The sequence below is a fragment of the Arthrobacter sp. NA-172 genome, from assembly GCF_043952055.1.
In the GTDB taxonomy this organism is placed as follows: Bacteria; Actinomycetota; Actinomycetes; order Actinomycetales; family Micrococcaceae; genus Arthrobacter.
This window is the reverse complement of the sequence record NZ_JBINOT010000001.1, coordinates 1,359,389-1,372,203: the sequence shown is the minus strand read 5'-3', so window position 1 is coordinate 1,372,203 and position 12,815 is coordinate 1,359,389. Positions and strand designations below refer to the sequence as shown.

15 protein-coding genes and 2 pseudogenes are annotated in these 12,815 nt (G+C 61.2%); 14 read left to right on the top strand and 3 right to left on the bottom strand.

The annotated features are described in order from the left end of the window. Positions 1 to 16: 16 nt before the first annotated feature. The 8 genes and pseudogenes from rplF to map all read left to right on the top strand — a co-directional run bounded on the left by rplF (position 17) and on the right by map (position 5,370). Positions 17 to 553, top strand: coding sequence for a 50S ribosomal protein L6 (gene rplF / locus ACF0H6_RS06835; protein ID WP_236812277.1), 537 nt, complete (start codon positions 17 to 19; stop codon positions 551 to 553). A gap of 3 nt (positions 554 to 556) precedes the next feature. Beyond that, complete coding sequence (gene rplR / locus ACF0H6_RS06830; protein ID WP_395248968.1) at positions 557 to 940, top strand: 50S ribosomal protein L18; 384 nt, start codon at positions 557 to 559, stop codon at positions 938 to 940. A gap of 44 nt (positions 941 to 984) precedes the next feature. After that, on the top strand, positions 985 to 1,656 hold the full coding sequence (gene rpsE / locus ACF0H6_RS06825) for a 30S ribosomal protein S5 (protein ID WP_395249900.1): 672 nt from the start codon (positions 985 to 987) through the stop codon (positions 1,654 to 1,656). A 2-nt stretch (positions 1,657 to 1,658) separates the two neighbouring features. Beyond that, positions 1,659 to 1,865 (top strand): 50S ribosomal protein L30, encoded by a 207-nt coding sequence (gene rpmD, locus ACF0H6_RS06820; protein ID WP_395248967.1) that lies wholly within the window; start codon positions 1,659 to 1,661, stop codon positions 1,863 to 1,865. Continuing rightward, on the top strand, positions 1,865 to 2,353 hold the full coding sequence (gene rplO, locus ACF0H6_RS06815) for a 50S ribosomal protein L15 (protein WP_395248966.1): 489 nt from the start codon (positions 1,865 to 1,867) through the stop codon (positions 2,351 to 2,353). The genes rpmD and rplO overlap by 1 nt, the downstream gene beginning before the upstream one ends. A 186-nt stretch (positions 2,354 to 2,539) precedes the next feature. Next, positions 2,540 to 3,851 (top strand): annotated as a pseudogene (gene secY / locus ACF0H6_RS06810) (preprotein translocase subunit SecY). Between the two features lie 5 nt (positions 3,852 to 3,856). Continuing rightward, complete coding sequence (locus tag ACF0H6_RS06805) at positions 3,857 to 4,426, top strand: adenylate kinase (protein WP_395249899.1); 570 nt, start codon at positions 3,857 to 3,859, stop codon at positions 4,424 to 4,426. Between the two features lie 116 nt (positions 4,427 to 4,542). Next, positions 4,543 to 5,370, top strand: a complete 828-nt coding sequence (gene map / locus ACF0H6_RS06800; RefSeq protein WP_395248965.1) for a type I methionyl aminopeptidase — start codon at positions 4,543 to 4,545, stop codon at positions 5,368 to 5,370. A gap of 91 nt (positions 5,371 to 5,461) precedes the next feature. On the opposite strand, the gene ACF0H6_RS06795 is transcribed toward map, so the two are convergent. The 3 genes and pseudogenes from ACF0H6_RS06795 to ACF0H6_RS06785 all read right to left on the bottom strand — a co-directional run bounded on the left by ACF0H6_RS06795 (position 5,462) and on the right by ACF0H6_RS06785 (position 8,789). Next, positions 5,462 to 6,808 (bottom strand): ABC transporter substrate-binding protein, encoded by a 1,347-nt coding sequence (locus ACF0H6_RS06795; protein WP_395248964.1) that lies wholly within the window; start codon positions 6,806 to 6,808, stop codon positions 5,462 to 5,464. A gap of 94 nt (positions 6,809 to 6,902) precedes the next feature. Beyond that, positions 6,903 to 7,841: a carbohydrate ABC transporter permease gene (locus ACF0H6_RS06790; RefSeq protein ID WP_395248963.1), complete on the bottom strand. Its 939-nt coding sequence runs from the start codon at positions 7,839 to 7,841 to the stop codon at positions 6,903 to 6,905. Beyond that, positions 7,838 to 8,789, bottom strand: a pseudogene (locus ACF0H6_RS06785) (carbohydrate ABC transporter permease). Before ACF0H6_RS06785 ends, ACF0H6_RS06790 begins: the two are co-directional and overlap by 4 nt. 235 nt (positions 8,790 to 9,024) lie before the next feature. Between ACF0H6_RS06785 and ACF0H6_RS06780 the strand changes: the two are divergent. From ACF0H6_RS06780 to ACF0H6_RS06755, 6 genes are all read left to right on the top strand, one after another. Then, positions 9,025 to 9,960, top strand: coding sequence for a P1 family peptidase (locus ACF0H6_RS06780; protein WP_395248962.1), 936 nt, complete (start codon positions 9,025 to 9,027; stop codon positions 9,958 to 9,960). A gap of 257 nt (positions 9,961 to 10,217) precedes the next feature. Beyond that, on the top strand, positions 10,218 to 10,439 hold the full coding sequence (infA, locus tag ACF0H6_RS06775) for a translation initiation factor IF-1 (protein ID WP_009358723.1): 222 nt from the start codon (positions 10,218 to 10,220) through the stop codon (positions 10,437 to 10,439). Positions 10,440 to 10,512: 73 nt separating this feature from the next. Further along, complete coding sequence (rpmJ, locus tag ACF0H6_RS06770; RefSeq protein WP_011775570.1) at positions 10,513 to 10,626, top strand: 50S ribosomal protein L36; 114 nt, start codon at positions 10,513 to 10,515, stop codon at positions 10,624 to 10,626. Between the two features lie 191 nt (positions 10,627 to 10,817). Then, entirely contained in the window at positions 10,818 to 11,195 is a 378-nt protein-coding gene (gene rpsM, locus ACF0H6_RS06765; protein WP_011775569.1) for a 30S ribosomal protein S13, read from the top strand. 45 nt (positions 11,196 to 11,240) lie between these two features. Then, positions 11,241 to 11,642 carry a 30S ribosomal protein S11 gene (rpsK, locus tag ACF0H6_RS06760; RefSeq protein WP_028265083.1) on the top strand — a complete coding sequence of 134 codons (402 nt, stop codon included), beginning with the start codon at positions 11,241 to 11,243 and terminating at the stop codon, positions 11,640 to 11,642. 143 nt (positions 11,643 to 11,785) lie between these two features. Continuing rightward, on the top strand, positions 11,786 to 12,796 hold the full coding sequence (locus ACF0H6_RS06755) for a DNA-directed RNA polymerase subunit alpha (protein ID WP_265979357.1): 1,011 nt from the start codon (positions 11,786 to 11,788) through the stop codon (positions 12,794 to 12,796). The last annotated feature ends 19 nt before the right edge of the window (positions 12,797 to 12,815 follow it).

The window sequence follows — 12,815 nt, the reverse complement described above, 5'->3', positions numbered from 1 at the left end:
GGAAAGGAAGAGAATAATGTCACGTATTGGACGTCTCCCCATCACCGTTCCTGCCGGCGTTGAAGTTAAGGTTGATGGCTCTGTCATCAACGTCAAGGGCACCAAGGGCGAGCTGAGCCACACTGTTGCCAGCCCGATCGAGGTCACCCTGGACGAGAGCACCTTGACTGTCACCCGGCCGAACGACGAGCGCACTTCGCGTTCCCTGCACGGCCTGACCCGCACCCTGATCGCCAACATGATCGAGGGCGTCACCAAGGGCTACGAGAAGAAGCTTGAAATCGTTGGTACTGGTTACCGCGTTCAGGCCAAGGGTTCTGACCTTGAGTTCGCTCTCGGCTTCAGCCACCCGGTGAATGTCTCCGCTCCCGAGGGCATCACTTTCACGGTGGAGGGGCCGACCAAGCTCTCCGTCGCTGGTATCTCCAAGCAGCAGGTCGGCGAGGTTGCTGCCAACATTCGCAAGCTGCGCAAGCCCGACCCCTACAAGGGCAAGGGTGTCCGTTACGCCGGCGAAGTTATCCGCCGCAAGGTCGGAAAGGCTGGTAAGTAAACCATGGCCATCGCAATTAACAAGAAGCGTACGAACAAGAGCAAGTCTGCTGCACGCAGCCGTCGCCAGCTTCGTATCCGCAAGCGCATCACCGGCACGGCTGTTCGTCCTCGTCTGGTCGTCAACCGCTCCGCACGCCACATCTTCGTCCAGGTTGTCGATGACAGCAAGGGTGTAACCGTGGCTTACGCTTCCACCCTGGAAGCTGACCTTCGCGCACTCGACGGCGACAAGACTGCCAAGGCCAAGCGCGTCGGCGAGCTCGTTGCCGAGCGTGCCAAGGCTGCAGGCATCGAAGCTGTTGTCTTCGACCGCGGTGGTAACAAGTACCACGGCCGTATCGCCGCCGTCGCTGACGGTGCACGTGAAGGTGGGCTGGCACTGTGACCGAAGTAAACAAGGAAAAGGACACTGTGTCTGCTGACCAGAATGTGACTGAAGCCGCAACTGCTGAGGCAACTGAGACCGCTGCTGCCACCGATGACCGCCGCGGCGGCCGTCGTGGCGAGCGTGGCGACCGTGGCCAGGGCCGCGGCGACCGTGGTGGCCGTGGTGGCCGCGACGGCGGTCGCGAGGCCGAGAAGAGCCAGTTCGTAGAGCGCGTTGTCACCATCAACCGCGTTGCCAAGGTCGTCAAGGGTGGTCGTCGCTTTAGCTTCACCGCCCTCGTCGTCGTCGGTGACGGTAACGGCATGGTTGGTGTCGGCTACGGCAAGGCGAAGGAAGTTCCTGCAGCTATCGCGAAGGGCGTTGAAGAGGCTAAGAAGTCCTTCTTCCGCGTTCCGCGCATTGGCAACACCATCCCGCACCGCGTGCAGGGTGAGGCCGCAGCAGGCGTTGTCATGCTGCGCCCGGCTTCCCCGGGTACCGGTGTTATCGCTGGTGGTCCGGTCCGCGCGGTACTGGAATGCGTCGGTATCCACGACGTTCTCTCCAAGTCGCTCGGTTCCTCGAACGCCATCAACATCGTTCACGCGACTGTTGACGCTCTCAAGCGTCTGGAAGAGCCCGCTTCCGTGGCAGCCCGCCGTGGCCTGCCGCTGGACGAGGTTGCTCCGGCTGCTCTGGTGCGCGCACTCCAGAACCAGAAGGCAGGTGTTTAGTCATGGCTAAGAACCTGACTCCCTCCGACGCCCAGTTGGAGATCACCCAGATCAAGGGCGTCGTCGGCGCCAAGCAGAACCAGCGTGACACCCTGCGGTCCCTCGGCCTCAAGCGCATCGGACACACCGTTGTCCGTACCGCTGATGCCGTAACCGTTGGAATGATCAACACGGTTCCGCACCTCGTGAATGTAGAGGAGGCGAAGTAATGGCTGAGAACAAGACTGCCGATAAGGCAGAGGCTGCTGACAAGCAGAACACTCTGAAGGTCCACCACCTGCGTCCCGCCCCGGGTGCCAAGACTACCAAGACCCGTGTTGGTCGTGGTGAAGGCTCTAAGGGTAAGACTGCTGGCCGTGGTACCAAGGGTACGAAGGCCCGCTACCAAGTCAAGGCTGGCTTTGCCGGCGGCCAGTTGCCGCTGCACATGCGCCTGCCGAAGCTTCGCGGCTTCAAGAACCCGTTCCGGGTTGAGTTCCAGGTTGTCAACCTGGACAAGCTCAACGAGCTGTTCCCGGAAGGTGGCGCTGTCACCGTCGAGTCCCTGGTTGAAAAGGGCGCCGTTCGCAAGAACCAGCCCGTCAAGGTGCTGGGCACCGGCGACATCACCGTCAAGGTTGACGTCACCGTCCACGCTTTTTCTTCCAGTGCAGCTGAAAAGATCGCAGCAGCAGGCGGAACCACCACTGCCCTCTAAGGGCTCTGGGGCAATCGCCCGCTGTGAAAAGACTCCCGGTGCGGAGGGCTTCGGCCCCCTGCATCGGGAGTTTTTTCGTGTAGCACGCACCCCCCGATTGTTCGCAAGGCGTGTCAAACCGTTAGACTCGGGTGTTGGGTTTCAATGACCCCTTCGACACCCTTGGACTTTAACTCAGGAGGACGCTTGCTAAGCGCATTCGGCCGGGCATTTCGGACGCCTGATCTGCGACGCAAGTTGTTGTTCACGCTGGGAATCATCGCCATTTTCCGCTTGGGGGCCTTTATCCCCTCGCCTGGTGTGAGCTACCACAATGTACAGCAATGTTTGTCAAGCAATCAGGACCAGGGCGGCCTCTACCAGCTCGTCAACCTGTTCAGCGGTGGTGCACTGCTGCAGGTTTCGATCTTTGCCCTGGGTATCATGCCGTACATCACGGCCAGCATTATCGTTCAGTTGCTGCGCGTGGTCATTCCGCGGTTCCAGCAGTTGTATGAGGAAGGTGCCTCGGGCCAGTCGAAGCTGACGCAGTACACGCGCTATCTGACGATCGCGCTTGGCCTGTTGAACGCCACCACCCTGGTATCGCTGGCGCGATCCGGGCAGTTGCTGCCCAACTGCCAGTTGCCGATCATCCCGGACACCAGCATCATCGCCACGATTCTTGTCGTCATCACGCTGACGGCCGGTACTGGCCTGATCATGTGGATGGGCGAACTGGTCACCGAGAAGGGCGTGGGCAACGGTATGTCCCTGCTCATCTTCACGTCCATCGCTGCGGGCTTCCCGACTTCCCTGGGCGCCATCTGGAACTCCCGGGGTCCGGGCACGTTCTTCCTGGCGTTGGCCATCGGCCTGGTGACAGTCGCGCTCGTCGTGTTCGTGGAACAGTCTCAGCGGCGAATTCCGGTCCAGTACGCCAAGCGCATGATCGGCCGGCGCACCGTGGGCGGTACCAGCACCTACATCCCCATCAAGGTGAACATGGCCGGCGTCGTTCCTGTCATCTTTGCGTCGTCAATGCTCTACCTGCCCGGTCTGATTGCTCAGTTCAATCAGCCGAAAGCCGGGGAGACTATTGCCCCGTGGGTTGAGTGGATCAACAACAACCTCACCAAGGGTGACCACCCCATCTACATGGCGTTGTACTTTGTCATGATCGTATTCTTCACGTACTTCTATGTCGCGATTACCTTCAACCCTGAAGAGGTATCGGACAACATGAAGAAGTACGGCGGGTTCATTCCGGGCATCCGGGCGGGTAAACCGACCGCGGACTACCTGCAGTACGTGCTTTCCAGGTATCACTCTCCCCGGCGCCTTTTATCTGGGCTTCGTGGCGTTGATTCCGTTGGTTGCACTCGTCCTGATCAGCGCCAACCAGAACTTCCCGTTCGGTGGCACATCAATTCTGATCATGGTGGGTGTAGGCCTGGAGACCGTCAAGCAGATTGATGCGCAGCTACAACAACGGCACTACGAAGGGCTTTTGCGATGACGAGAATGTTGATCATTGGACCTCCAGGTTCGGGCAAGGGAACCCAGGCTGAGCGGATTTCGGAGCGACTTGGCGTTGTCGCTATTTCCACCGGTGACATCTTCCGTGCAAACGTCAAGGGCGAGACACCCCTGGGCATCGAAGCGAAGAAGTACATGGACGCCGGAGATTTCGTTCCGGACAGCGTGACCAACAAGATGGTCCGTGATCGCCTGAGCGAGGCCGACGTCGAAAACGGCTTCCTGCTGGACGGATACCCGCGCACCACCGCCCAGGCGGAATACCTGGACCAGATCCTCGCCGACCAGGAAGAGAAGCTCGACGTCGTGCTTCAGCTGACGGCCGACGACGAGGAACTTGTTTCACGCCTGCTGGGCCGCGCCAAGGAAACCGGACGCTCGGACGATAACGAAGCTGTCATCCGCCACCGCCTGGATCTCTACCACGGCCAGACGGAGGCTGTGGTGGCCAAGTACGCCGAACGCGGCATCCTGACCCAAGTTGATGGCATTGGCGGCATCGATGAGGTCACCGACCGCGTGTTGTTGGCCATCGAGGCGGCCAAGGCGGTCTAGCCGCCATTTGACTGTTGAAAGGGTGTGTTCCGCGCCGTGAGCTACCTGCTCCTGGCGCGGAACACGCCCTTTTTTAGAAATCGATCTGTTCCGAGAGCACACCACAAGAGGAGACCATGGCGTTCGGCCAGCCCCGCATCGAATACAAAACCAACGAGCAAATGCGCAAGATGCAGGAGGCCGGTTTGGTTCTCAGCAGCGCCCTCGACGCAGCCGTTTCGGCTGCGAAACCGGGTGTGACCACTCGGGAGATCGACGCGGTCTTTGCGGCGGTCCTCAGCGGGGCTGGAGCGAAGTCGAACTTTCTCGGCTACCACGGCTTCCCGGCCACGATCTGTGCCTCGGTCAACGAAGAAGTAGTCCACGGCATCCCCGGCGACCGCGTGCTGCAGGATGGGGACATCATTTCCATCGACGGCGGAGCGATTGTTGATGGCTGGCACTCGGACTCCGCACGTACCGTCATAGTTGGCACCGCCGATCCCGAAGACCAACGGCTGTCGGATGTCACCCGGGCCGCAATGTGGCATGGAATCGCGGCTTTGGCCAAGGGTAAGTTCGTAGGCGATATCGGCAACGCCGTGGACGACTACGTCTCCTCCGTGCCGGGGAAGCCCCTTGGCATCCTGAAGGACTACGTAGGCCACGGAATCGGCTCGGAGATGCACATGGCCCCGGACGTGCTGAACTACCGCACTACGCACCGAGGCCCCAAGATCCGGCCGGGATTGTGCCTGGCCATCGAACCCATGCTTGTCCGTGGCGGCATCGAGACTGCAACCCTCGACGACGACTGGACCGTGGTGACCACGGACGGGAAGCGCTCATGCCAGTGGGAGCATTCTGTAGCCGTCCATGAAAACGGCATCTGGGTACTTTCCGCCCCCGACGGCGGCGCAGCGCAACTGGCGCCGCTCGGCGTCGTGCCCGTCCCGATTCCCTGACGACACGCAAAAGCGCCTGAGATACAGAAAATCCCTGGCGAGGCCGGTATTTCGGCCTTGCCAGGGATTTTGCGTGTCGGGAGCGTTGAAGCTAGCTCTTGAGCTTGGGCTTGACGTCCTTGGTGTAGATGCCATCCAGGGTTGACTTGAGCTCGGTCATGGTCGCCTTCACATCGCCCTGCTGGGTCATGATCTTGGCGGCAGCCTTGGCCATCTCCTGGTCCGCTCCGGGCAGGAACACGCGGGCGTTGTCCTGGACCTTGGTCACAGCGAGCTGGTCCATAGCGGTCTTGATCTGCGGAGTCTTGGCGAGGACCGCGGTCATGTCTGCGGAGACACGCGTGGGCATGTATCCGGTGGCAGCCGAGAATGCGGCGGTGTTCTCCGGTTCGGTCATGAACTTCAGGAAGGTAGCGGCGGCAAGCTGGACTTCCTTGCTGACCCCACTGGGAATGCCAAGACCGGCGCCGCCTGTGGGGCAGACGTTGCTCTGGGCCTTGGGACCGCCCGGGAGGAAGCCGACGCCGACATTGAACTTGGCCGACTTCAGCACACCCAGCAGGTCACCGGTGGAGGAAATCGTGGTTGACGCAATGCCCGCGGAGAAGTCGTCAGCGGCATTCTTGGAAGAAACGCCGGCCCACTTGTCCTTGTAGATGGTGTCCTGTACCCACTGCAGGGCCGTGACAGACTCAGCGGAGTCCGCGGTGACGTCCCAGCCGTTTGACCAGCCGCCGCCCCAGCCCCACAAGTTGTTCTGAAGCGTCCAACCGGCGTAACCAGCCAAGGCAGGGTACATGTAGGAGTACTTCGCGCCCGAGCTGGCCTGCAGCTTGGGTGCCCACTCGGCGAATTCCTGCCACGTGTTCGGTGCACGGTCCGGAAGGCCCGCTGCCTTGAAGTGGTCCTTGTTGTAGTAGAAGAGCGGGGTGGAGCGGCCGTAGGGGAGCGCCCACTGCTTGTCGGCGTACTTGTAGTCCGCCACCAGGGACTTCTGGAAGTCATCGATCTTGATGTCCAGCTGCTTGATGAGTCCGTCCAACGGGATGATGTTGCCGTTGGTGTAGTAGCGGAACCACCACACGTCGGAGAGCACCACGAGGCCGGGGAGGGCTGACTTCGCGGCCTGGGACGTCTGGAACTTCTGCGCGATTTCCTCGTAGTTGGCTCCGGCGGTCACCAGATTCACTTTGATGTCCGGGAACTTCGCCTGAAACTTGTCGATGATGGACTGCTCGACGCTCTGGGACTGGCCGGGGTGGCTGGTCCAGAAGTCGAATGTGCCAGCTGGCTTTACGCCAGTGAAATCGATGTCGGACGGAGCGGTGCTCGCTGCGCCGCCGCTGGTCGCCGGACCACCACAGGCTGCCAGGGCGGCTGCTCCGACTCCGAGTCCGGCGAGCCCTAGGAAGTTTCTACGATCAAGATTCATTGCCATGGTTTGGTCCTCTCAAGGATTCAAAGGGGGGGTGATGATTGTCGAGACATTGCGCCAGCCTGGCTTGACGGGCAGGCCGCTGGGATGGGGGGTGCTAGCCTGTGACGCTTCCCTGGGTGAGCCCTGCAACGATGTAGCGTTGCAACGCCGCGAAGACCAGGAGGATGGGGATGATCACCAAGACTGCCCCGGCCATCAAAATCCCCCAGCCGGCGCCATTTCCTTCAGAGTTCTGAAGGAGCGTCAGGCCGACGGGAAGGGTCATGGTTTCCGGGCGGTCCGTGATGATCAGCGGCCAGATGTAGTCGTTCCATTCGCTGACCACAGTGACCAGGGCCACGGTAGCGATCGACGGGAGTGACACCGGGGCCACCACCTGCCACAGCCTGCGCCAATGGCCTGCCCCGTCGATTTCCGCTGCTTCCAGGATGGACCCCGGAAGAGTCTTGAAGTGCTGCCGCAGGAGGAAGGTTCCGAAGGCCGTGCCGAGGCCGGGCAGAATGATGCCCCACAAGGTGTTCTTCCCGCCGATTCCCGCGATCAGGATGTAGTTCGGGAGGATCGAGACCTGCGGGGGCACCATCAGGGCCACGAGGATCACGACGAAAATGACGTTCTTGAAAGGGAAGCGGACGAACACCAGGGCATAGGCCGTCAGGATGGCCAGAATCACCTTTACCGTAGATCCCACCGTGGTGACGATCAGGCTGTTCAGGAAGAACTGTGCAAACGGCACGGTGGTCATGGCCGTGTGGTAGTTCTCCAGGTTCAGCCCCTGCGGCAGTACTTTGAGATCCGTTGTGACGATCTCGCCGGGCTGCTTGAAAGAGCTCAGCACCATCCACAACAAGGGTAGGACCACCACCAGGGTTGCCACGATCAGGGGGATGTAGCCTCCCACCAGGGTCTGGATGAGGTTCGAGCGGGAAAACGGGCGCTCGCGCCGCACAGGGAGCTCAGGACCGCCGTCGGGGGCGTTCAGGGTCCCGACGCCGGTGCCGGGGTTGGGGCTGACGGGAGAGAGCGTGCTCATGAGTAGTGCACCTTCCGTTCGACGAACCGCAGCTGGAGCACGGTGATGATGAGCAGGATGGCGAAGAGCACCACCGAGATGGAGGCGGAGTACCCGGCGCGGTTGTAGGCCCCGAAGGCCTGCAGATAAGCCTCATAGATCAGGGTGCTGGTGCCGTTGCCCAGGGGTGTCATGATCCGGATCAGGTCGAAGGCCTGCAGCGAGCTGATCATCGTGGTGATCAGCAGGAAGAAGGTGGTGGGGGACAACAGCGGAACAGAGATGCTCAAGAAGCGGCGGAATCCGCCGGCGCCATCCAAGGAGGCAGCCTCCATGACGTCCTTCGGCAGGGACTGCAGCCCTGCGAGATAGACCACGGCGCAGTAGCCCAGGTTCTTCCAGACGTAGACGATGATGACCATCACGAGGGAAAGCTGCGGATCGTTGATCCATTGCGGGCTTTGCTGGCCGATGCCCCGGAGTAGCCACGACAAGACGCCATAGCCGGGGTCGAAGATGAACAACCACACGAGTCCCACCCCTACGCCGCTGAGGACATAGGGAGCGAAGACCGCAGAACGGGCGAACGTGGTGCCGCGGACCTTGGAGTTCAACGCCAGGGCAGACCAGGAGCCCCAGCACCATGGAACCGCCGACCGTGACCACCGTGAAAATGGCTGTGGTGCCAAGTACTTGCGGAGCATCGGAGCTGGTGAAGAAGTTGATGTAGTTGTCGAACCCGACGACCGTGGCCGATGCGGAGCCCAAGGTCCAGTCGAGGGTCGAGTAGTACATGTTATTTATCAGGGGCAGGTAGGTGAAGACCGCAATCAGCGCCAGGTTCGGCAATGCCAATGCCAGGAACACAAAGAAGTCGCGTCGGCTTCGGCCGGACCATCGTCCCCGGCGCTGAACTGCCGGGGCAGTCTGTGCGGGGGCCGCGGTGCTGCCTATCAGTTGTCTTGTCATGGGGATCTCTAACGGTTTGCAGATATCGGGGCGCGCCGGACTCAAACAGTTGGGTCGAGGGGCGGCTAGATTTACCTCACCACACGGGAGTACCTGTCAAGTCAATAAATAGGCCTTTGCCGGGATTGTTGGACAAGCCTTCTGTGATCGTTTACTCGATGTTTCGTGGCGGGTGGGGCGATGTTTACATTCGAGGCATGACTACCGTTTGGTCGGGAGGGAGCACAATGGGCACATGACCTCCAAGATCACTGATGTGCCGGGAATCCGTGTGGGACATGTCCAGCGGATCGGCGATGGTTGGCTGAGCGGCGTGACGGTGATCCTCCCGCCGCGGGGGACAGCGGGGTCCGTCGACGTGCGCGGCGGCGGCCCCGGGACTCACGAGACGGACGCGCTTGACCCCACCACGCTGGTGCCCACAGTCGATGCAGTCGTCCTGACCGGCGGGAGCGCCTTCGGGTTGATTACGGCCCACGGTGTCCAACGTTGGTGTGAGGAACAAGGGCGCGGTTTCGCCGTGCCCGGGGGAGTGGTGCCGATCGTTCCCGCCGCGGCAATCTTCGATTTGGGTCGCGGTGGCGACGTGGCCGCCCGCCCGGACGAAGCTATGGGTTATGCAGCGGTGGCTGCGGCCGCCACCACAAGCGAGCACGCCGACGTCGGACGCGGCAACGTCGGTGCCGGCACGGGTGCGGTGATCGGTCGCGGGGCGTTCAAAGGGGGAGTGGGCACCTCATCCATCACGCTCGACAACGGTGTAGTGGTCGGTGCGATCGCGGTGGTGAACGCGTTGGGAATGCCTTTTGGCTCATCGCGGGACTCAGGGCTTCTTGGCGAACCCCCGGCGTTGAACACCACGCTCGCGGTGGTCGCGACGAATGCCGTCCTTGATCCTGCCGAATGCAAACGCACCGCCAGCGCGGCGCACGCCGGCCTCGCCAGGGCGCTCAACCCCTCCCATACCCTCGCCGACGGCGACACCGTGTTCGCGCTGGCGACCGGCGCCGTCGGGCTGGACCGCAGTTCCGAGCAGGCGAGGCAGGTTTCGCTCATTACCCTGCAGAGCGCGGCCGCAGACGCGGTGCGTCTGGCAGTCATCGACGGCATCGAGGCCGCGGAATCCATCACGACGGCGGCAGGCACCTTTCCGCGTTTTGGCGCCGTTTAGAGGGTTGTAACGTGACTCCTCGGTCCGCGGAAGAGTGACATCCCGACGCTGTCTGCGCTAGCATGGGCGGATTTAACTTTCGCGCCGCATTGGCGTAGAGTTGTCTGTTGGTTGTCTGCACAGCCACGCCCATTTTGCAGGTCGTACGACTTGCTGTGTGGAGTGGCAGGAGATGGACGGCCAAACAAACAAAAAACGTCCGCAGATTTTCCGGTGCCTAACCGGAGGGCTGCGGCAAACAACAGTTAGCGGAGGATATGGCCAAGAAGGACGGGGTCATTGAGATCGAGGGCGTTGTGACTGAGGCGCTGCCCAACGCGATGTTTCGCGTTGAGCTCACCAACAAGCACATCGTTCTTGCACATATCTCGGGGAAGATGCGACAGCACTACATCAGGATTCTCCCTGAGGACCGTGTAGTGGTAGAGCTGAGCCCTTACGACCTCACACGTGGTCGCATCGTCTACCGCTACAAGTAATTGCTGGGCGGCAGCCTTGTGAAACAAGGATGAGCCGCAACAGCTGACCAACTGCAACACGCAAAGGAACGCCATGAAGGTCAAGCCGAGCGTTAAGCAGATCTGCGACAAGTGCAAAGTGATCCGCCGTAATGGCCGGGTCATGGTGATCTGCGAGAACCCGCGCCACAAGCAGCGCCAGGGCTAATTCCCCGCAAGGGAACTAGCGCCCGCGAGGGCAACCTGGGTTGCTAACCCACGCAAGTAAATAAAGGCAGCACAAGCTGAATTGGGACGCTCAGAGCCCGGACAGCTAACCCCCGGTCGGAGGCTGGGGCCGCACTGAAAGTGCGGGTGTACTGCCTACGACCTCCGGTTTATTCAAGGAGTACTGCCACTATGGCTCGTCTCGCTGGCGTAGACATTCCCCGCGAAAAGCGGTTGGAAATTGCGCTTACTTACATCTACGGCGTGGGCAAGACCCGTGCACACGAAACCCTGGCTGCCACCGGCATCAGCGCTGACGTTCGGGTCAAGGACCTGACCGACGCCGAGCTGGTCCAGCTGCGTGATTACATTGAAGGCAACTACAAGGTTGAGGGTGACCTTCGCCGCGAAGTAGCAGCAGATATCCGCCGCAAGGTTGAAATCGGCAGCTACGAAGGCCTGCGTCACCGCAAGGGCCTGCCCGTACGCGGTCAGCGTACGAAGACCAACGCTCGTACCCGCAAGGGCCCGAAGCGCACCGTCGCCGGCAAGAAGAAGGCCGGCCGCTAAAAATAGCCGCCGACTTTCCCCCGATAACTTTCTGTAGGAGAAATAATGCCCCCGAAGACTCGTGGCGCGGTTCGCAAGCCGCGTAAGAAGGACAAGAAGAATATCGCGCTTGGCCAGGCGCACATCAAGAGCACCTTTAACAACACCATCGTGTCCATCACGGACCCGAACGGTGCTGTCATCTCCTGGGCTTCCGCCGGTGAGGTTGGATTCAAGGGCTCCCGCAAGTCCACCCCGTTCGCCGCCCAGATGGCTGCCGAGGCTGCTGCAAAGCGCGCCCAGGAGCACGGTCTGCGCAAGGTTGACGTGTTCGTCAAGGGACCGGGATCCGGACGCGAGACCGCGATCCGTTCGCTTCAGGCCGCTGGCCTCGAGGTTGGCTCCATCCAGGATGTCACCCCCAGCGCCCACAACGGTTGCCGCCCGCCGAAGCGCCGCCGCGTCTAATTGGCTTCTTGGCTTTTGCCGGCAAGGTCCCTTGCGGAACAGTTTGACTGTCCCGCGAATCCCGGCCGGCAAAGCCGGAACCAAGCCGATTTCCACCACCTGTGTTGCGTCATATAGCGGATGCTCGCCGAAAGGAAACCTAAGTGCTCATTGCACAGCGCCCCACTCTGTCTGAAGAAGTAGTCTCCGAGAACCGCTCGCGTTTCATCATTGAACCGTTGGAACCGGGCTTCGGCTACACCCTCGGAAACTCCCTCCGCCGTACCCTGCTCTCCTCCATCCCCGGTGCCGCTGTAACCAGCATCCGGATCGATGGCGTGCTGCACGAGTTCACCACGGTTCCGGGTGTCAAGGAAGATGTCACTGAGATCATCCTGAACATCAAGAGCCTTTCCGTGTCCTCCGAGCACGACGAGCCGGTTGTTGCATACCTGCGCAAGCAGGGCCCCGGAATCGTCACGGCTGCGGACATCGCTCCGCCGGCCGGCGTCGAATTCCACAACCCGGATCTGCACATTGCCACGCTGAACTCGAAGGGCAAGTTCGAACTCGAACTGACCATCGAACGCGGTCGCGGCTACGTTTCGGCAGCTCAGAACAAGTCCGGCGACTCCGAGATCGGCCGCATTCCGGTCGACTCGATCTACTCGCCGGTCTTGAAGGTGACCTTCCGCGTGGAAGCCACCCGTGTTGAGCAGCGCACTGACTTCGACAAGCTGATTGTCGACGTCGAGACCAAGCAGGCCATCGCCCCGCGCGATGCCGTTGCTTCGGCAGGTACCACCCTGGTGGAACTGTTCGGTCTGGCACGTGAGCTGAACACCGCAGCTGAAGGTATCGAGATTGGCCCGTCGCCGACGGATGCTGCCTTGGCAGCGGACATGGCACTGCCGATCGAGGATCTGGACCTCACCGTCCGGTCCTACAACTGCCTCAAGCGTGAGGGCATCCACACCGTGGGTGAACTCGTTGCCCGCTCCGAGGCTGACCTGATGGACATCCGTAACTTCGGTGCGAAGTCCATTGATGAGGTCAAGGCAAAGCTGGTTGAACTGGGTCTGTCCCTCAAGGACTCCCCTCCCGGTTTCGACCTGGCAGCCCGCGCCGCAGCCATCGAAGAGGACGACGCCGCGTTCAGCGACGACGAGCTCTAACAAGCAGATCTTGGCCACC